The following is a 17,869-nucleotide window of genomic DNA, read 5'->3' as shown; positions in this document are numbered from 1 at the left end:
TTAATCGCCGTCTTTCTTATGTAGCTGGTCAGTTGTCTGCGGAAAGATATCGCTGTCAATCTTCTCTATCTCGTCTTTGACAATAGTCGCGGCCGTTTCATTTAATATTTCTGTATTCATATCCAATGCCACCTTATATTTCTTTGTTTCTTCTTGAATTAAGAATACATCATCAAATTTAAATTCATTCGCTAACAAACATGCTTCTCTTTTAGGAAGGAAACGCAACAAACGTGCCACTTGATAACGTTCTTGCCAAACTTCTGTCTGAATACCCATTGTTAAAATTGCGTCTGATGGCAGGACACCAAGAGAATTGATGGCTCTCAAAACACGGATTCTCAATTCACTATCTGTGTTTAAAAATAGTTTTTCTAACATAGGCATCCATGTAGAATCAAGCTTCATGCCAATCACATCGACAATTGAATATTGTACGTCCAAAGCAAGTAAATCTAGTTGATTCACTGTTTCTTCGAATAGATCATTCGGCATGCCAAATAACAATTCCTTCACATCGCTTGAGGAAATAGCGTTGAGTTTATGTAGATTGTTTGCGAGAAAGTAAGTTGGACTAAATTTTAAATCAATTAATAGTAAATGAAACAATTCTTCCGAACTAACTTTTTGTTTAGAAAGTTTCCTACATTCTCTAGCTAGTGAATCAACACCATAGTTATGAATATGATAGAGTGCATTCATTCGCTCTCCCCAATTGCGACTCCGCAACTTTTTTCTGTACACATTGGCGAGGTGACGATTCGCAAAACTACTAATTCTTTTTTCAAAATCGTCGTCTTTTAAATTATGGACGACAGCATGAAATAACTGTTCAATGGCGCTCACTTCAGCATTGTTTTTAGGGATGAGATTTTCTTCCGAAGCATCATCAGAACGAATGAATTCATACCAGCCAGTAATGTTTCTGTCTAAATAATCAGCAATTTGAATTCCCCTTCGATTTTGAGCGTTTCGTTGGAATGACATATAAACAATAAATAGGACAAGTGTAATAAATAATAAAATAACTGAGGCAATTAACCACTCGATTGGTAAAGAAATCATGACCATAACCTAACCATCATTCGTTTTACCTGTGCTTCGAATAAGCGAATATTAAACGGCTTCACTAAGTAACCATCCGTTCCACTTTCATATGCGTAAATCATATCTTCCTCAGCATTTCGCCTTGTCATCATAAGTATTGTAAACTTCTCTTCGTTCGGCATCGCTCGCAAATCATGTAAGATATCCAATCCATTCTTTTTAGGCAACACATCACTCATAACAACGAGATGAGGATGCCAAGAGTTTGTCCAATCTGATTGAGATAAAGATAGTCCATCATCAAATACACGAACATTCAGCTTGACGCCTGGTACTTCAATCCGTTCCATTGCCATTAATAGAAATTCTCTAAACAGATGATCACCATCTAAAATGCTAACTTTGACAGATAAAACAGGTCGTTCGAAACTCGTTTTTGCATATACGACGCTCGTATTTCCATTTTCCGATGTATCCCGTAGCGAATTCCTGCAAGCATCAAGAGCAAATTCTATAGTCAGATCAGGATGAAAAACTTCAATAATAGCAGCTTGAAACGAGAAAGTTTCCTTGCCTGTCAGAGAATGACCACTAACATTACGGAGTCGGCTTAAAAATCCACTTGCTTCTTCTGAAGCACTTTCTGGCAAAAGAAGTCCGATTTCGTTCAACTGCTCCGTTACAAACAAGACATCTTTCTCACGTAAAATTCCTTGTATTTCATGTATAAATGAACGCTTTTCCGTTCCTTCTAATCTAATCAGAACAAGAGACATCGTTTTCCGCTCTCTAAGTACATTTGCTTTTAACAAGTTATATACATACTCTATAAAAGGACTTTCTAAAACGCTTGCTAAGACTTTTCCACTCATCCGAAATACCCACTTCCATTAATAATAAAAGTAACTTCAATAATTCTTATATACCCTATATCTTGCAAACTAAATACTATCAGTTACGAAAGTTTATTGCTAGAATGTGAAATATGTAGTTAACTGAATAAATTTCATAATGACCTTAATCTGCTACAACGACGCAAATTTATTTTGAGAACGCTTCAACTCAACTATATTTTGTGGTGGTGTAACAATAAAACCCTATTATGAAATTGATTGAACTAGCAATTTAATCATCTTTAATTAGGTGCTTAAGTCTTTTTGGTTAACAGCTTAGTTCGTTTATTATGGCATAGCAAGTAGCATTCTCCCTTGGAATTTAAAACAAAACCAAGTTACAACACATTTTTTTAGTGTTGTAACTTGGTTTTTTGCTTTATTAAAATTCGTAAATCTTGAAACTTAATGACAGTAACAGGATGCAAATTGCGAGCTTAATAAGTCGAAATCAGTACTAGTAAGTTATGATAAATGATCGCCATCATTTATACTTAAACAGATGTTCATCATTTTGTTACTACTTATTAGGATGTGGTTATTATTCTATCAACAATAATATTATTTGTGATTGCGGGACTTGCTGAAATTGGTGGTGGCTACTTGATTTGGCTTTGGTTAAGGGAAGGTAGACCATTTAGTTTTGGGGTTATGGGTGGAATTATATTAATTGCGTATGGTGTAATTATTACCTTTCAAAATTTTCCTACGTTCGGTAGAGTGTATGCTGCCTATGGCGGTGTATTCATAGTGCTTGCCGTTATATGGGGCTGGGCCATCGACAAGGAAACACCGGATGTGTTTGATTGGATTGGTGCATTAATCTGTATACTGGGTGTGTCGGTCATGTTATGGGCACCTCGAAATTAGTGAAAGTATTAAATAGGCTATACATAACTTTTTATGGAAAATAAGGTATTGAAATGAAAAGGGAGTTTTTTAATTGCGCAATCGTACAAAAAAAGAAAAGAAAGAATTAATTACGATAAAAGTATTTCTAGTTCTTGTTGCTAGCTTATTCGGATGGAATCAAATTGGTACACTTACTGGTGTGTTAGCAGGCGCGCTTATCGCAATTGGCATGCTGGCACTGCTTGGAAAATGGCGAGCGGATCGATTCGGTAAACGGATGAAACAAGCTAGAATTTCTGAAGTCGATCAAATGACGAACGAACAATTCGAGGTGTACGTCGGAGGACTGTTTATTAATCAAGGTTATGATGTAACGTACGGACGGGATACAGTCGATTTTAAAGGGGATTTAATATTAAAAAGGGGCGCAGATATAATCGTCGTGCACGCAAAATGCTACCAGAATATAGTTGGAGTTACAGCTGTTCAAGAAGTTATTCCCAAGGCGAAAATACATAACGCGACGAATGCATGGTTAATTTCAAACAGCTATTATACAAAGGATGCGGTTGCCTTAGCTGAAGCGAATAAAGTTTTGCTTATTAACCGCGACCAATTAATTAGTCTAAGTAGTGACCAAAAAAAGAAAATACATCAGACAAGCAAACCTGAGAATAGGAGTCTTGAAGGCTCCGACAACAGCAATTATTAAGGAGAATCCTGATAAAGTAACCAATAGTGAAAAGTATTGAAGAAATTCGAAATGCCAAGATGAATGAAATGAAGTAAAAAGAAAAGGACAATCCCATGCGTGTTTAAATCTTCAGCACATGGTTTTGTCTTTTATTTAAACTATTTCAAATATCAATAAACTCATCGTCTAATAGCTTATGTTATTGGTACTCTGACTCAACAAGTTCATCTACAGAGCCGTCGAAGTCGTTCGTTATATCCCTAGTTCGTTAAATTCAGAATTACTTTAGAAACTGTTACCTTTCACTCTTCTAAACTAAATTTCACCCCTATCTTTTCATCAGGAGATAGCTGGCTTTCCCATAAAGTATAACTTTTTTCCATCATCAGGCGTGACAGTTCTTCTGCTTGTTCACAATCACCTTTTAATGCAACAGCCATCAATTTTTTGTAATAAATTAATGAAGCTTTGCGACGAAATGACAGTTCAAAGTATTTCATTGCCATTTTTACGTAAGCTGGTTCGAAACTATTTAGCACTAATGAAAAAATTGGATTTCCCGATAATTTAGCTAACTCTTTCTGCATCTTCCAATCATATAAAGCAAAGTCTTCCTTACAATCTGTTAATTCATCCATTTGAGAAAGTATGCCTACGACTTTCGGGTGATTTAGCATGACAGCCTTTTTTACATATTTTGGTGTTAAAGCAATACGCATTTCTAAAAAGTAAAGTACAAAAGCATCTGGTACTTGATCAAAATATTGCATAATATCCACGATTGTCGTAATATTTCCACCGTGCCAATAATCATTCACAGTCGCTGGTTGGCCTTTCCTTAATGTCAGCCAGCCTCCGTGGCTTAATCGTTGCAATACTTCCCTAATTGCAGGTCGTCCTACCTGATGTATAGCCGCTAACTCTCTTTCTGTCTGCACCTGACTTCCCGCTATATATTCTCCCTGAAGAATTGCTTTGATCATCTCTTTTTCAATAATCGCAGTTCGATTCATTGCATTACCCTCTTCTGGTTTCATATTTTCCTTAGTTATGATAAAAAGAAAGACTACAACTTGTATTCATGCACGCTTCTCCAAATCCCTTACAGTCTCACTCTTCTCTATAGAATTCTGGTCCTTATAAGTGCCAAAGGTTTTATCAATAGATGTATGTGTTACGCCAAACCAATAGTTTTCGTTTTTAAAATGGTGCCAAAGATGTGCCTTCTTAATATTTCTTCCCATTTCTGTACGTGGTTGAATTGGTTTATGCGCTATATAATGCTTCCATTCATAAAACATAAAGTAAGCCACTACCCCCGCTAGATAAGCAATCGTCCATTGAATATTGGCTGTTATTAAGTAGAAAATGACTGCAAAGATTAAAAAGCCAGGCAGACTAAACCAAATCGGTAAAAATAATAGCTTTAAATTTTTAGGATCAACATGATGATCAAAGTGTAAGCGTTTAATCCATTTCAGTAAAAAGGGATTTGTTGGTGTCTTCATGTGAAATAAAAATCTATGGATGATATACTCACTCATCGCGTATGTCGCCATCCCAATAACGAAAGCAATCCAAGTACCAATTTGCAGTATATTTAAAACGGTATAGATCATGAGCGGAACAAATAGGACAAACATGATTGTGATATCTGGAAATGTAGCAAATTCCTTATAATACTTTCTATTCACTTAAATTCCCCCTAAACAAAGTCTTTCAACGCTAATGAAAAATAGTGCTTTGGTTAGCTTTTTTTCAATGCAAAAGTTCGAGTCAGCACAACCTGTTGGTAAGACCAATAGGTTGTGCTGGTATTACCAAAACTATATAGTATTCTGAAAAGATAGTCAAACGCTTTTTATTATAGCTAGACAAGGTAATAATTAGTTCTTTTTTTACCACTTCAACAAGAGTACTAAGTATAAAACGTTATTCGACATAAACTCTAAAATGTAAAAAACGCAGCTGCGATGTAAATTATCGGCTGCGTTTTATCAATTTTGCTTTCAGATTCTTTTTAAATCCGAAAGTATTTATTGTATTAGTACCAGGCACCTTAGATTTAAGATTCTATTATCTACAGACCGATTGCTTCTCTATTTTCAGCAGTAGTATTTTTACGTCTTCTTCGTTTGACTATGAAAGTAATGATTAAAACCACGATTCCAACGAAAGTAAGCAGTATTGCATAAACAGTTAGTATAAATGAATTAGGATTTTTAAGAATAGCGAAGAGATTGGAATTATGCTCGACAACTTTTCTGTTTTGAGTTCTTTCATAGTAGATAGGTACTTGTGGTACACCATCTATTTCTTCAAAGGATTGAAGATAATTAGCAATCGCATACCACTCTTTCACTTCTTGATTATCGTTCATATAAATGATTTGGTCTTCAAAGTTTGTTATCGGTGTACCCTCTTTAGTCTTCGGAATGATAGACAATATTCCAAAAGACTTTTCATTTACATACGGAAGCATTTGGACGGAATATAATCCACCTACGACTCGGTAAAGCTTTTTATCATCTATCTCTTCTTTTGCGCCATCAATGTCTTGCAAACTCACCTCGGTCACTTTATTAAAAATAAAACGATCTGTGTTAAATGTATAACTTAATCCCGCTATATACAATTGAACCTCGTTCATAATCGGCGTAATAGATGCATCCACTTCCGCAATCGTCTTTAATTCTTTACCAGTCAAATAGATATCTAACAGTGGATATCCAGACATTTTATCTGGACCGACCCCTAACGAATTCACATTGAACACATTTGAAACGGTTAGGTCACCTTTACTAAAAGAATCTCTAATATTACCAATAGGTACGACTGCAGCAGCGATCGGCTCATAGTCGCTACCTTCTTGTTCTTGAATTATGTGAATGAATGAATCGCCTATCAAGTTCCCTATGGGTTCTTCTTTTTGTAATAAGCCTAACTCCGAAAAAGGTGTGAAATCGAACGGCGCATAAGCAAGAACCTCATCAAATCCCAAATCAAAATGACGGAGGTATTTCTCTTGTACAACCTGTTTATAATCCTTAATTGTTTCGGAAATAGATGGATCTAAAGGTAATGTATCATCGATTGCAATTAATTCGTAATCATTTAATTCCCAATTTTCATTTGCATCTTGTGAAATAGTCATAACACCTAAATGCTCCCCGTACTCGCCAGATGATCCTATAATCGTATCCCCTACTAAAATAGGCTCTTTTAGCGCTGTATGGCTATGACCACTAATAATGACATCAATATCGGGAATTTTTTCGGCAATTATTTCATCTTCTGATTTGGACTTGATATCCGATGTACCTGAATGAGAAATGGCAATTACCAGGTCTACATCCTTATCTTTTTTTAATTTAGCGGCAGTTGCTTTAGCGCTTTCAACCGGATCATCGAATGTGACGCCAGACATAGGCGCATTGCCTGCCGCCTCTTCACCCATTAGACCAATGATGCCGGTTTTTACGCCATTACGCTCGATGATACTATATTCCTTAACGTCATTCTGATCCATCGCTTCTTTTAACGCTTGTAAGTCGGCAGGTATATTTCCTTCATCGTCTTTTGGAAATAAAGTATTCGATGCTATTATTTTAGGTAGCGTATCGCCACTGTCCTTGGCGGTTTGTAAACTATCTGCTAGACCGCCTGCTCTAAAGTCAAATTCATGATTCCCAAATGTGGTAGCATCATAACCCATTTGTCCCAAAATTCTGAGTCCAGGAGCATCCGTTGCATATATTGTTTGAAACAATGTCCCCATCGCAAAATCTCCAGCATCCACTAACACGGCATCAGGATTTTTTTCCCTTTGCTCTTTTATCGCACTATATAATCTAGCATAGCCACCGACTGTAAATCTTTCCTGTCCTCTTTCCACTTCAAATGGAAGAAAATTGTCATGTAAATCATGAGTGAAAAGAATTGTTATCGATTCTTCAGGTGAAGCAGCGTTCTCTTTTGGACTATCAATGATTAAAACCAAAGCTATGATTGTGAATATGGAAAAAAGTCTAACTGTTATTTTGTTAATTGTAATTCCCCCTTTATTGATTGTTCTAAGGTGACTGTATAAGAAAATTATCGCTTCATTTCATCTACAATCTTTTGGAGTCCTGTCAAATACCCTTTTCTTAGAGTTGCGTAATAGTTTATGTGTTTTTGAACAGCTAGTAGAGCACGATTAAAGAAATCTTTTCCGTAGTCTTTTCGAATTGTTTCAAGCAAATACTTATTCGTACTGTTATTAAAGGCTCTTTTATATACTTCCCCATTCATCATGGCTAAGAAAATAGTGATAAAAGTTTGTGCAGAACCTACAGACATACGAGTAGTTCTAAATATTTCAGCTGACCCATCACTTCTACTGATTTGTCTAGCATATACTCTTTTTGCTACTTGATATGCACCCTTACTCATTTCCATCGTGATCTTCATTTAATAACTTCCACTAATACTCTGACTACTTAAAATATACCATGAAAAAGTGCAGCCGTGTCTCAGTAAATTATTATCAAGCGTGGCTAAAAAATTTCTCCATGTGACTTATTAATTGATCCACTTTGATTCCATCAATTCCAGGAGCAACTTTATGACTCTTTACTTTCTTATATGCGCGCAAAAGATTCTGTTCTGCAATAATTTTATCGATTAAGTTGATACCATCTTGTTCTTTCATAACGATGTCGACATCCCTACGAACTCATATGTACCTCATAGTTTCCACTTCACGATGGACACCCTTACCTTGAGCTAACAGTTCCTACTGCCAAGTCTGTAGTGGACTTTCATCACCAAGTTATAACCCATATAGGGCACACCACCAAAAACCCACCAGCAATTACATGCTAGTGGGTTGTCTGTTCAATTCATGGAATATCCAGCTACGCAACGCTTACAGAATTTTGTAATACGAATTGTATATATTAAAAAGTATGCAGTAAAATATTCAGAGTTTATTGTTGGATAGTCACGTAAATTTTTAAGTCTTCACAAACAAACGGACGCCAGTACTTTTTGAATGTCATATATACTTTTATAAGTAATGGAATGATACTCAACCTTCTTCCCAGTCATTCCTTGTTTGTCAACAAGGATTAAACGCTTTTCCGTAAACACCATTAAATCCCTAAATAATTTAAACGCAGCTTCCACTGTCTCTTCTGCTATTTAGATTACAGCCAACACTTTTTCTACAACGGCTTTATCAATTGTGGAAGCATAAATTTAAGGTACCTGTGCAGTAAAATATTCTGAATTCAATGTTTCACAGGCACACTTAATTTTTTTAGAACAATTTCTTTCACAGACACCTTTCATTTTGACACTAAACCACATTGGCATGCTCATATCGTTAGCGGTTGGTTGACGGCTTCTTTTCTTGAACTGTTGCCAATCTGGTTTATATAAAATGATTGTGTAATTTGAACTTGAACTAACTAGGGATCTGTTATTTAAATAATCACCCCCTTTCAATAACGATTTTTAATCTTCTAGTATCCAACGTCCAGAGCTCACGTCCCGCTTCATATAAAACTCGTGCTCTGCGACACCTTCACGTCCAAATTGATAACGAATTTCAACGTGATTCTCTGAAATAGGAATCACTTTTCGATAGGATGCCTCAATAAACCGCTCACCTAAACTATTAATTTGTTTAATCGCAGACGTCGCTGGCAAATTACTTAAGCCAAAATGTTCATCATATAAATACAAATCAAAATATTGCTCTGGTGTATAGTTCCCATTCAACTGTCCAGATAAATAATCGAGATAAATCGAGTCGGTACCTTCCTCAGTCGCTATACCTACAACTTTCCCATAAATTTTGTGCACAGGCGTAATTGCCCCCCCCTGCACCGTTTCACTTGCTGGAAAATGATTCAACAAAAAATACTCTCGCGCATTTAAAAGTTGATCATAGCCTCCTGCAATCGTGTTTCCTTGCTCTTCATAACGGTCCATGATTTCAGTCTGTAACGGTTTGCCATTTATTTTCAGTTGTCCATTTTTCAGCACGACACGATCCCCTGGGACTGCAATAATCTCGTAATAGGCATCAGCATATGTCGGTAAATGACTTGTCGCATTTGTCATTGTTCGCACCAGGTCGCCCACATCATAAACTATATCATCGTATAAATTTGCTTTTCGCTCAATAACTGTATGGAAACCATCCGAACTCCCTTTTAATGGGAATATTTCTTTGTCTATATAATAAAGATCGTTCACTTTATCAAAATATGGCAGAGCCGCAAATTCTTCATAATCAAAGGTGGATAGTTGTTTCTTTTTTTGCAGTTCTGAAATTTGTGCAAGATCATCTAGTGGATCATATGGAATACTAGGTCCCTCGTCAGAAGAAAACTGATTGGAAGTATTAATTGTGAAAATAAGGAACAGTGCTAAAACAGGAATCGCCGCCATGACAAACACAACTTGCCAAGAAGTCTTTTTAGCTGGTGGCCGTAATTTTTCATGCACACGCTGTTTTATTCGCCTTTCCTGCTTCGATGTATCGCCCATCATTTGATCGAGCTTATTTTTGAAATCGCTCAATTGCTCACTACCTCCTCATCCTCTTCTTCAAAATACCCCTTTAGCTGCTGCTTTGCTCTTCGCAGTCGTGTTTTCACTGTATTTTCATTAAGTTGCAAATAGCTAGCTATTTCCGCTATGGATTGCTCATTATAATAAAATAATATGATAGGCTCACGATATTTTAATGGAAGCTGGAAAAGATTCTTTTCAAGTGAGGCTAGCCGTTCTTGTTCTAGTAATATCTCTTCTGAACCTTTTACTGAAGCGATAATAGTATCAAATAGTACATCTTTTTTATGCCTCCAAGAACGCAAATAATCTTTTGCACGATTGGCAGTCATTTTAGTTAAATACGTTTTCAATGATGCCTCATTTCGAAACTGATCACTTTTTTGAAAGTATGTAACAAATACTTCTTGTACAACATCCTCAGCCGTTGACCAATTTTTCACGTATAAATAAGCAATGCGCACTAAATAACGAGAATGCTCATTCATTATTTGATTAATTTCATTCATTTGCGATTCTCACTTTCTATGGTTATATCATGACCACTTCATATCCCCATCAGCATACATAACAAATTGCTTAAACGACTTTTATCTGTCATTCCAAATCAATTGACTTCATAATTTGAATCATTCATGATTGCATATCCTTCGACCGTCGTATAACCGATTAATAGCCCAACCTCTTTAGCTGCTGCAATAAATACTTCATTATAATTTCCATGTGGATAGGCGATTAAAGTGACCGCAGGTACTTGCTCCAAATTTCGTTGTAAATCCTTGACAATTTCATCTTTTGAACGATTTAACGCAACAGATTGCTTATGTATATATATATATCCCAGTCTCTCTTCTACTTTTATAATATACCAATCGCTTTCCCCAAGAACAACTGGGTAGCGATAACTTTCTTCCAGCTGTAGTCAAATGCCGCTTTGTAAGTTAGAATCCCCATAAACTACGGTTTTTTGCAGCGTTTCAACAGGAGCAAGTCACTCCATATGTATAAATGGCAATAGCTTCTTTTCAACAATGATTCTCTGTCATAGGAACTAAGGAAACCATTTTCTAACACAAACTATTAAAATTAATGTCAAACTAACAAGCAAGAAGCCGTTCACACGATTTTTCTTCATGCTTTTACCTCCACTGTCATATAAACAACCTATAGACGTGCATTTTCAAGAATAGTTTCAAATACTTTTAAATAGTTTTGAAGTCAATCAATTTCATAATAGTGTTTTATTGCTACACCACCACAACATATAGTCGAGTTAGAACGTTCTCGAACAATATGTTGTTCGTTGTAGCAAGTTAAGGTAATTATGAAATTGATTCAGTACAGACATATAAAGTTATCTGTGTTGACTACGATCACGTTTGTTCCTTACACTGACAGCCTGAAAAGATAATTTGAATAGTACATTAAATACTTGCAAAAACGCAAAAAACTCCTAATGTAGGTGCTTAGTGGTACAATTTAAGCCATTGTTTCGTGTCCATTTTAATGGGGCTTGACCACAGGCACGAAAAATACGGCTGCTTTCACTTTATTCAACTTCGTTTACGTATTGTGCAAACTGCTCGATCGTTGTTTGCTGTGTTGGGCCGAAGCGCTTAATACGGAATACATCATCGCCCATTTTGTTATGCCCCTCTACTGTCGTAAAGGCCATTTCAAAATTTAGTTTCTTTAATACATCAATCGTTTCTTCTTTAAATTGCCCAAACGGATAGGCAAAGGCTGTCGCGCCTGGCACATCCTTTAGATTTTGTCTAAGATCATCACCCAACTCCCCAGCACTTGCTTTTAATAGACGGCTCGTTTTTGTATCCGGATCTAAAATATGCATGTTGAAGGAATGTGCCTCATAGCTAAAGACATCTGTCATTTCAGCCATTTCTTCATCAGTTAAAAACTGCAATTTCGCGTTAGCATCAAACGTTTGGAAGCCTTCCTCCCGACTCTTACGTGCCGAGATAATATGCTGAAGTGCCGATAGGCCTCGCTTCTTTAACACTGGATATGCATATTCCTTCGACGATAATATCCCGTCATCAAACGTAATAAGCACCGATTTTAACGGCAAAATGAGCTCACCCTTTACATAAGCTAATAGCTCAAGTTTTGTCAGCGCCTTGAATTGCTGATTCACTAAATAATCCATCTGCTGCTCAAAGGCCTCAGCTGATATCGTCGTGCTAATGTCCTTTTACTCCCCTAAATCCTTTTCAGGTAAAACATGGTGGTACATTAACACTGGCACACCTCGTCCCATAGTAGCCTCTGCTGTTGGCACATACCCAACCTGACCACCAATTCGTACAATATACCAATTTCCCCATTGCCCTTCTATCGGATACTGGAGTCCCGGTAGCAACATCACTAAATGTTCGCTTTCTAAAGAACGAGTTTTATACACAGTCGCCTGCTCACCTTGTGTAGCGATACTACCTGTTACTTTTGCTGTGAGCTTCAAATCTACAACAGCTGTCGGCTCTATTTTTTGTGCCTGTGATTTTTGAATATATCCCTTACCTTGTCCAAAGGCTACTAAATAAGCAGCGGCCGTTTCTTCTATATAAGCAATTGGCATGTTCGGCTGTAAAATCGCCAGTTCACCCTCTTGATTGAAGGATTCATTTGCATAAATAGATGTTGCTGTTTCTGCTATTAATACTTGATCTGCCGTTGACGTATGCTCTTCTAATGAATCAGGTAGCTTTGTGTACATCAGCTGATCGAACAACAAAACCTGTACCCATTCACCCTCCACAGCAACAATCGGTAAGTTCTGTCCTGCTAAAAGAGTAACATTTACGGTAGACTCTGTTTTATATGTAACAAGTGTTGTATTACGTACAATCGGCAATGTATATAATACTTTCAAGTTTGGGGCTTCTGCTACATCTTCACGTGTTTGTGTTTGAAGGACATCTGATACTGCCACTTTCACCTCTTGCTCATCTACTGTGAAATAGCACCAGTCTTCACATAGATCTTCTCTATAAAATGTAAACCCCTTATGTAAATAGCCGATTGTCTCGCCGCTTTTAGCGCCTAATACTAAGACTTGATCCCCATTTACTTGGACAATCGTTGTTTTTTGATTGAACATAGTACCGATTACAATCAAGGCTAATATTGTGCAAATTGAACCTACTATATATCTCATTTTTCGCATCATATACCTCTTCCCATCCCTTACCTCATCATTATCCAATCAAAAATTCGACCTTTTAAACAATAAGCCAACGTGGCTGGTTCTTCCTCAAAGGGAATACGTCCAAAGTATTCAAATGTGAACGCTGATTTTACGTGTATACTTGGTACGCCAAAAAACAGACGAAGAAACGGCATCGTATTGTGCAATTTACAGACTGTAGAAGGAAAAACATACGTGTCATAACTAGTTTGATAGACGTAACAGCAGAAGATATCGCTTGTATGTACAAATCACGCTGGGCTATCGAATCCTTTTTCCGCTGGATTAAGCAGAATTTGGACGTTCCAGTGCTGTTTGGCACAACATCAAATGCCGTGTTTAATCAGCTGTTCGCCGCTTTAATTGCCTATTGAGTGGCAAATTAGCTTGATAGAAACAATAGAATTTCATTGGAGATTAGATCAATTAAATACTGTAAAAATTAGTTAATCAACACGCGTGTAAAAAAGTAAAAGTATACAAACACCAGCAATCTTACTCCACATTTAAACTTTCTAATGCTTCCTTCAGTGGTTGTTTTAAAGCCGGGGCTAATGTCCTTGAGTATTCTGTAGAAATATGATTATTATCGCGATAAACAATGACATTCCCAATGACAGGGTAGCAAGTTTTAGCATCACAGAAAGAATCAGTCAAATCTGTAAAAATAACATTAGGAGGAGCGGCTTCTAACCTTTCCCAAGGCGCTACTTTAGATACGCCTTCATCCCGTGTTATTGCACAATCTAACGGGCCATCTGCATTTCTTAAACAACTCGGAATATCCTCTTTCATACGCGGATTATCTCTCATCGCGAATATCGTTGTGATCCCTTCAAGAAGTTTCCACTGTCCGATAAACCCTGTTGGTACCACATCACGTTTATTTACCGTAGAAGTCGTAAATACTAAATCAGGTGGTTCTTCCTTCAAGAGTTCTATTAGATTCGAATTCCAACCCAAACAATTTTCAGTTAAATGATTCCACACATCATCATTTGTAAAACGGCAGCCATCATGGCTATACAAATCAATTTGAAAATTAAGTTCCTCAGCTAAAATCTCAAGCGCTGGAAACCAATGTCCTGAATGCGATCCGCCAACTAATGCAATTATATAATCCGGATTATCCAACACTCCATAAGAACATTTCTTTACTTCAACTTGATTTTTTGACAAGCATTCTTTGTTTTCATAATATGACGGTAACTCCACATCAATATTTAACAGAGATGGAATGGGTTCAATTCCTTCAGTCGGCTTAATATTTTCGTAGAAAGCTCGCGCACCAGGATAATCCTCTTCATTTTGACTACTAACAACCGTTTCCGCCTTCACTTTATCGATATACAAAGAAATTAAGATGGTTGAGCTACCCGCAATACATAGCAACACTGCCAAAAAAGCGATAGCCCTTCCCTTCATTTTCCTAATGTCCATCTTCAAAATGGGTGCTTCAATTAATTTTGTAGAAATATAGGCTAACACTAACGTCAGCAGTAAAATAAAGGCACCGTCTTTAAGTGGAACTGTCTTCGTGTTCATATAAGATTGATAGAATATTAAAAGAGGCCAATGCCATAAATAAATGCCGTATGTAAGTCCACCTAAAAATACTAATGGCTTTAAACTTAAAATCCGATTGACCCCAAACCGCGTATTATTTTCAGAGGCGATGATCATTAATAAGACACCACTAATAGGAACTAACGCTAAATATCCTGGGAATACCGTTGACACAGGTAATAAAACCCCTGTTAAACAAACAATGAGTAATCCAAGCCAGCCAAGCAAAGTATTTATCCATTTATTTAAAAATAAATAGGGTAGAATCAATGCTAACAAACCACCAACACTAAATTCCCACATGCGAGCAAATGTATCAAAATACGCCCATGGTTGATTTAGGTTTGTCTGATAAATCGAGTAACTAATGGAACCCGTGAAAATAATAATCATCGCAACTAAAAAAGTTTTCCGCATAGGTGTTTTGAATACTTTTTGCGCAAGGAAATAAACTGCTATTACTAAAAGAGGCCAAATAATATAAAACTGCACTTGCACACCGAGCGACCAAAAGTGCTGAAATGGACTAGCAGAATTGTCTTGTGCTAAATAATCAACAGAATCAAACGCTAGTCGCCAATTTTCGTAATAAAATGTAGATGCAGTCATATGTTTTATGAGTTCTCCCCATTCGAACTGAGGTAGAAAAAGTAATGACAAGCCTCCGATTACAACAATAACTAATAAAGCTTGCGTGAATAATCTTCTTGATATTCCTAAAAGAAACTCTCCTAGATTAACTGAGCCCGTTTTCTCAATTCGAGATAGAAGTGACATCGTAATTAAAAATCCTGAAAGAATAAAAAACACATCTACTCCTCCGGATACTCTACCAAACCAAATATGATAGACAACAATGAGTAAAGTTGCGATAGTTCTAATCCCTTCAATTTCCGGTCGATATCTCTTCTCAGGCTTTTTCAAGTCAGTCATAACAAAATCCTATCCAATCTAAATGACATAGTTTTATCCCCTTGTAAATGCTAATTAAAATAATGTGTTTTTTTAGTCCTGATTCCTTTAACTAGATACCGAACTTTATTTATTTTGAATTCATTGTTTCACAGACACCGGAAATCCTATTTAAGCACCCTACAGACGTAGGAATTCAGAAAAAGTTTCAAATGTTTTTAAATAGTTTTCAGGGTTGAATAATCTTATGCAAAACTGGCACAAGAAACGCTTCTATATAAACAAGAAAAGGCATTCCTTCACTCAATTTAGAGTGAAGGAATGCCTTTTAAAAAGAGAGGTAAATATAATTACTCCCTCCCTTCTTCTAGAATATATTGTAGATACTCAATAGATAGATATCCCCAAAACATATTGTGTCCCCATTGATCTAAATAATCAAATATCAACAGGATTTAACAGTGCCTTTTCACTAAGAATAAAACTGCCCTATTATTCAGATTTCAATGTTGCACAGGTTCTCCAAATCTATTTGCAACCGGATAGATTACCTCGTTAACTTTCTCAAGCGCCTGCTCCAAATCTTGCATCGTCGTCGTGAACGATTCTGACTGCAAACGTCGGACTAACTCATTACGTACTTCTTGAATACTTGTCCAGTCCTTCACTGTTATTTTTTCATTATATATTCTTGTGTATTTCGACGCCTCTTTTTTCGAACCATCCTTAATCGAATAACCAATTGTTTCAAGCGCCTCTAACAAAGCAAGTCGATTTTCATAGCGAAGTGGACCAATTTCTACGAACATCATCATCGTTTCTTCATCAATGCGCGAGAAAAACACTATGAGTCCATACCCTCTCCAATAAGTTTCTCCTTCTTTTAAGTCCATTAATAAAGATTGAAACCTTTCCCAAGTCGGGTGGACAAAATTTGGATAGGTATTATGCGGATAATAAATCGTTTCTGTTGGATAAACATCCAAAATCGCTAACTTAAACGCTTTTTTGAAAACTTCCATCCCATTTTCATAAATAAAATCGATTACCTTTTTATTTTTTTGGTAAATTTCCGCCTGCAAAAGGTATTCTGGTTCTGTCAGTAAAAGACTCGATTCAATATACTTAGTATGAAAAGTACGCTTCTTTTTTTGTGTATTAAAGACACTATATAAATACAAAACTGGCTCACTATATTTATCAAAAACATCATTTGCAAGCGACATAGTTTTCGTATCTGGAATAATCTCATCCTGAATAACTTGTAAATAATCTTGAATAAATCGATAAACATCATCAGGCATCGCTTCTTGCTGCACCTCTATAACAAACTCAATAGCTTGAATAACATTCGAATAATTGATATTAAGATAATTGTCATTAGAAGAAATATCATCGTTTAGCGTCATGTAGATTGGCACAATAAAGTGGTCAGCATACTCCGCATGTATATAATCATAATATTTATCTAATTGACCTTCAAACTCAGTGCTATGAAACTTATTTTCAATAAAAAGCACAGTCTTATTTAGTTCGGAAACAAGAACAATATCGATAAATCCATTTCCCGCGGTTTTCACTTCACGTTTAACTATCCAATCTGTATACGTAAGCGAAACCATATTAACCAACCACTCAGAATCCGTATAAAATTTTTCGTTACTCGCATCTGTCATTAATTCACCAACAAAGCGTTCAAGCACTTTACTATCTAATTGATGATTTTCAGCTGGATCAAGTAGCCAAGATATAACATTGGAATGGCGAATTTCATATTGATCCACGCACAGCACCCGTAATGGATTAAACGAACGAAAATGTGCATCTAGTTTTGAAAATGACGAAGACATTATTAATTGAATAATATCATGTAATTGAACCATTAATAAACCACCCCTATATCATTAGTAAACGCAGTGTAGAAAATTATTAAGAAATCAATATTGCACAGGCACTCCAAATCTATCCATAGGCCTACTATCAATACTTTATAACTAAATTTCACATTCTTTAAACACAATTCTACAAAAGATCTAATTAACCTTTAATTCTAAAAATTATACATTGGATAAAAAAGGTGCCTTTGCAGAAAACTCTTCAGAATTCAATTATGCACTCCAAATCCATTTCGTAGTA

The 17,869-nt window shown here is 36.3% G+C and carries 16 protein-coding genes and 2 pseudogenes; 3 read left to right on the top strand and 15 right to left on the bottom strand.

The annotated features are described in order from the left end of the window. Both AC3RV6_RS08635 and AC3RV6_RS08630 read right to left on the bottom strand, forming a co-directional pair. On the bottom strand, positions 1 to 1,071 hold the full coding sequence (locus AC3RV6_RS08635) for a hypothetical protein (RefSeq protein WP_489749035.1): 1,071 nt from the start codon (positions 1,069 to 1,071) through the stop codon (positions 1 to 3). Continuing rightward, on the bottom strand, positions 1,062 to 1,919 hold the full coding sequence (locus AC3RV6_RS08630) for a response regulator transcription factor (protein ID WP_489749034.1): 858 nt from the start codon (positions 1,917 to 1,919) through the stop codon (positions 1,062 to 1,064). The genes AC3RV6_RS08635 and AC3RV6_RS08630 overlap by 10 nt, the downstream gene beginning before the upstream one ends. A 564-nt stretch (positions 1,920 to 2,483) precedes the next feature. Between AC3RV6_RS08630 and AC3RV6_RS08625 the strand changes: the two genes are divergently transcribed. Together AC3RV6_RS08625 and AC3RV6_RS08620 are read left to right on the top strand one after the other, a co-directional pair. Continuing rightward, positions 2,484 to 2,810 (top strand): YnfA family protein, encoded by a 327-nt coding sequence (locus tag AC3RV6_RS08625; RefSeq protein WP_489749223.1) that lies wholly within the window; start codon positions 2,484 to 2,486, stop codon positions 2,808 to 2,810. 73 nt (positions 2,811 to 2,883) lie between these two features. After that, positions 2,884 to 3,504, top strand: a complete 621-nt coding sequence (locus AC3RV6_RS08620) for a restriction endonuclease (protein ID WP_489749033.1) — start codon at positions 2,884 to 2,886, stop codon at positions 3,502 to 3,504. A gap of 284 nt (positions 3,505 to 3,788) precedes the next feature. Here the strand turns inward: AC3RV6_RS08620 and AC3RV6_RS08615 are convergent, their stop codons facing one another. The 11 genes and pseudogenes from AC3RV6_RS08615 to AC3RV6_RS08565 form a co-directional block, all read right to left on the bottom strand. Further along, positions 3,789 to 4,499: a GntR family transcriptional regulator gene (locus tag AC3RV6_RS08615; RefSeq protein WP_489749032.1), complete on the bottom strand. Its 711-nt coding sequence runs from the start codon at positions 4,497 to 4,499 to the stop codon at positions 3,789 to 3,791. 66 nt (positions 4,500 to 4,565) lie between these two features. Further along, the gene (locus AC3RV6_RS08610; protein ID WP_489749031.1) at positions 4,566 to 5,180 is read right to left on the bottom strand and encodes a sterol desaturase family protein; all 615 of its coding nucleotides are present in this window, start codon (positions 5,178 to 5,180) and stop codon (positions 4,566 to 4,568) included. A gap of 386 nt (positions 5,181 to 5,566) precedes the next feature. Further along, positions 5,567 to 7,486: a bifunctional metallophosphatase/5'-nucleotidase gene (locus tag AC3RV6_RS08605; RefSeq protein ID WP_489749030.1), complete on the bottom strand. Its 1,920-nt coding sequence runs from the start codon at positions 7,484 to 7,486 to the stop codon at positions 5,567 to 5,569. 95 nt (positions 7,487 to 7,581) lie between these two features. Further along, complete coding sequence (locus AC3RV6_RS08600) at positions 7,582 to 7,938, bottom strand: hypothetical protein (protein ID WP_489749029.1); 357 nt, start codon at positions 7,936 to 7,938, stop codon at positions 7,582 to 7,584. Positions 7,939 to 8,014: 76 nt separating this feature from the next. Further along, positions 8,015 to 8,179, bottom strand: a complete 165-nt coding sequence (locus AC3RV6_RS08595; RefSeq protein WP_489749028.1) for a hypothetical protein — start codon at positions 8,177 to 8,179, stop codon at positions 8,015 to 8,017. Positions 8,180 to 8,490: 311 nt separating this feature from the next. Beyond that, positions 8,491 to 8,727 (bottom strand): annotated as a pseudogene (locus tag AC3RV6_RS08590) (PH domain-containing protein). A 258-nt stretch (positions 8,728 to 8,985) separates the two neighbouring features. After that, positions 8,986 to 10,059, bottom strand: a complete 1,074-nt coding sequence (locus tag AC3RV6_RS08585) for a S26 family signal peptidase (protein WP_489749027.1) — start codon at positions 10,057 to 10,059, stop codon at positions 8,986 to 8,988. Continuing rightward, positions 10,056 to 10,559: a sigma-70 family RNA polymerase sigma factor gene (locus AC3RV6_RS08580; protein WP_489749026.1), complete on the bottom strand. Its 504-nt coding sequence runs from the start codon at positions 10,557 to 10,559 to the stop codon at positions 10,056 to 10,058. The genes AC3RV6_RS08585 and AC3RV6_RS08580 overlap by 4 nt, the downstream gene beginning before the upstream one ends. A 98-nt stretch (positions 10,560 to 10,657) precedes the next feature. Then, the gene (locus tag AC3RV6_RS08575) at positions 10,658 to 10,813 is read right to left on the bottom strand and encodes a hypothetical protein (protein ID WP_489749025.1); all 156 of its coding nucleotides are present in this window, start codon (positions 10,811 to 10,813) and stop codon (positions 10,658 to 10,660) included. Between the two features lie 786 nt (positions 10,814 to 11,599). Beyond that, complete coding sequence (locus AC3RV6_RS08570) at positions 11,600 to 12,205, bottom strand: polysaccharide deacetylase family protein (protein WP_489749024.1); 606 nt, start codon at positions 12,203 to 12,205, stop codon at positions 11,600 to 11,602. Positions 12,206 to 12,262: 57 nt separating this feature from the next. Then, a complete protein-coding gene (locus tag AC3RV6_RS08565) occupies positions 12,263 to 13,237 on the bottom strand; it encodes a hypothetical protein (RefSeq protein ID WP_489749023.1) in 975 nt (324 codons plus the stop codon). Between the two features lie 108 nt (positions 13,238 to 13,345). Here AC3RV6_RS08565 and AC3RV6_RS08560 point away from each other — a divergent pair. Then, a pseudogene (locus AC3RV6_RS08560) lies at positions 13,346 to 13,626 on the top strand (transposase); the annotation flags it as partial. Between the two features lie 124 nt (positions 13,627 to 13,750). Here the strand turns inward: AC3RV6_RS08560 and AC3RV6_RS08555 are convergent. Next, positions 13,751 to 15,754, bottom strand: coding sequence for an acyltransferase family protein (locus AC3RV6_RS08555; RefSeq protein ID WP_489749022.1), 2,004 nt, complete (start codon positions 15,752 to 15,754; stop codon positions 13,751 to 13,753). A 482-nt stretch (positions 15,755 to 16,236) separates the two neighbouring features. Further along, entirely contained in the window at positions 16,237 to 17,616 is a 1,380-nt protein-coding gene (locus AC3RV6_RS08550; protein WP_489749021.1) for a PDDEXK-like family protein, read from the bottom strand. Positions 17,617 to 17,869 lie beyond the last annotated feature (253 nt).

It is taken from the genome of Sporosarcina sp. So3-204, assembly GCF_058068165.1.
The sequence above is the reverse complement of the archived record's forward strand: the minus strand, read 5'-3'. Positions and strand labels throughout refer to the sequence as shown.

What these genes read in the sequence shown, in the direction of transcription:
- AC3RV6_RS08565 (WP_489749023.1), bottom strand. Translation starts at nt 13,237, where the DNA reads ATGATGCGAAAAATGAGATATATAGTAGGTTCAATTTGCACAATATTA.
- AC3RV6_RS08580 (WP_489749026.1), bottom strand. Translation starts at nt 10,559, where the DNA reads ATGAATGAAATTAATCAAATAATGAATGAGCATTCTCGTTATTTAGTG.
- AC3RV6_RS08600 (WP_489749029.1), bottom strand. Translation starts at nt 7,938, where the DNA reads ATGAAGATCACGATGGAAATGAGTAAGGGTGCATATCAAGTAGCAAAA.
- AC3RV6_RS08635 (WP_489749035.1), bottom strand. Translation starts at nt 1,071, where the DNA reads ATGGTCATGATTTCTTTACCAATCGAGTGGTTAATTGCCTCAGTTATT.
- AC3RV6_RS08550 (WP_489749021.1), bottom strand. Translation starts at nt 17,616, where the DNA reads ATGGTTCAATTACATGATATTATTCAATTAATAATGTCTTCGTCATTT.
- AC3RV6_RS08555 (WP_489749022.1), bottom strand. Translation starts at nt 15,754, where the DNA reads ATGACTGACTTGAAAAAGCCTGAGAAGAGATATCGACCGGAAATTGAA.
- AC3RV6_RS08595 (WP_489749028.1), bottom strand. Translation starts at nt 8,179, where the DNA reads ATGAAAGAACAAGATGGTATCAACTTAATCGATAAAATTATTGCAGAA.
- AC3RV6_RS08615 (WP_489749032.1), bottom strand. Translation starts at nt 4,499, where the DNA reads ATGAATCGAACTGCGATTATTGAAAAAGAGATGATCAAAGCAATTCTT.
- AC3RV6_RS08630 (WP_489749034.1), bottom strand. Translation starts at nt 1,919, where the DNA reads ATGAGTGGAAAAGTCTTAGCAAGCGTTTTAGAAAGTCCTTTTATAGAG.